The sequence below is a fragment of the Streptomyces sp. NPDC051172 genome (assembly GCF_040682555.1).
Classification (GTDB): domain Bacteria; phylum Actinomycetota; class Actinomycetes; order Streptomycetales; family Streptomycetaceae; genus Streptomyces.
Genome location: NZ_JBFBBE010000347.1, coordinates 1 through 1,438, shown reverse-complemented (window position 1 = coordinate 1,438; position 1,438 = coordinate 1). Strand labels below are relative to the sequence as shown.

Sequence of the window (1,438 nt, the reverse complement as noted above, 5' to 3'; positions counted from 1 at the left end):
CCGCTCCACCGCGCGTCGCTCATCCAGCACGGTGTCCTCACCGGAGGCGATGCGCTCGATGCGCTCCGCCAGGGCCTGCTGCTCAGCCCGCAGGGCGGCCAGCCGGCGGGAGGTGTCCGGGTCGGTCTCGAGGGCCAGCTGATGGAGCGCGGTGAGGAGGGAGACGAGGCGGGACTCGGTGACGCTCGCGCGCGGTGCGAGGAGCTGCTCGACGACGCGGAGCCCCTGCCGCGCGGCCGGCGTCAGCTCGTAGACCTCCTCGCGGGCCTCGTCCGCGATGCGCCGCTCGAGCAGTCCCGCCTGCCGCCAGTCCTCGCAGTACGCCTTGGCTGTCCGCCCCGAGAGGTCCAGGTGGTCCCGCAGGGTGTCGAGCTCGGCGTCGAGGGCGTCATGCAGCTCGTGCGTGGGCAGGCTCGCGTTCGGGGCGCCCAGATGGGTGGCGAGGACGCCGGCCACGAGGGGCAGGGAGTCCATGCGCAGCATGCGCAGGGCGACGTCGTCCTGCACGAGGCGGTGGACCCGGAGCGCCTGGGCGAGAGAGGACATGGGACCAGTGTTCCAGGTGGGTGTCAGTCCAGGTCGTTCGCCGGCAGCCTCACTCCCACGGCACGGGCGTCGTCGTGCCGTTCTCCCAGTCCTGGCGGAGCATCGCATAGGCCACGGAGGCCACCGGCTCCCCACCCTCCACGGGCCAGCCCCGCCGGTAGTGGGCCTCCTTGACCCAGCCGGCCCGCTGGAAGGTGCGGAGCATCGGCGAGTTGTCCTCGCGGGTCTGGCCCTCGAACCGGTCGACGTCCGGCATCGTCTCGAACACGTGACGGGTCAGCGCGGTGAGGATCTCGACGCCGAGGCCTCGGCCGCGGAACCGCTCGGCCACGCGCAGGTCGAAGAGGGGAGTGGGGTCGGTGAGGTCCTCGAGGCGCACGACGCCGACGCGACCGTGCACGTCGTGCTCGATCCAGAAGGTGCGGTTGTCCTCGTCGCCCCAGCCGCCGTCGTCGATGGCCGCGTCGACCTGCTCCCGGCTGGGGTGCGGGCGCATGTGGAACGGCCACGCGTTCCCGGTGAGGAGGGCGATGAGCGCCTCGCGGTCCGGGCCGGCGGGGTCCAGCAGGGTGAGGGTGGTGGTCATCACTGCATCGTAGAGGAGAGCACCCGGGACGGGGGCCAGGCGAGGGTGCCGGGGGACGTGCTGGGGGAGGGGCGCATCGCACGCCGCCACCGGTGCCGCAGCCTGGTTGGCCCTCACGGGCGGGTTCTCGCCGGCGGACGCCGGCAGGGGACGCACTCGTTGAATCGGGATCGCCGCGTTCACGGCGGCGGGGCGCTCGTCCTCCAACGCTTCGGTGTAGGCCAGCCGGGTGTGCCCATCGATCGCCGAGTGCAGGGAGGTGTACCCCACCTTCGCGCCGGGTCCATGCTTGGCGGCCCGTACGGC

At 73.0% G+C, this 1,438-nt stretch carries 2 protein-coding genes and 1 pseudogene; all 3 read right to left on the bottom strand.

What is annotated here, in order from left to right; genetic code table 11:
- Positions 1-546, bottom strand: a 546-nt coding sequence (locus tag AB0N07_RS50985) for a DUF3375 family protein (RefSeq protein ID WP_365847815.1), incomplete at its 3' end; no start/stop codon positions are given.
- A gap of 49 nt (positions 547-595) precedes the next feature.
- Positions 596-1,132, bottom strand: coding sequence for a GNAT family protein (locus tag AB0N07_RS50980; protein ID WP_010079830.1), 537 nt, complete (start codon positions 1,130-1,132; stop codon positions 596-598).
- Positions 1,133-1,327: 195 nt separating this feature from the next.
- Positions 1,328-1,438: pseudogene (locus tag AB0N07_RS50975) on the bottom strand (IS481 family transposase); the annotation flags it as partial.

Coding starts and splice junctions, on each gene's coding strand:
- AB0N07_RS50980 (WP_010079830.1), bottom strand. CDS start 1,132: ATGACCACCACCCTCACCCTGCTGGACCCCGCCGGCCCGGACCGCGAG.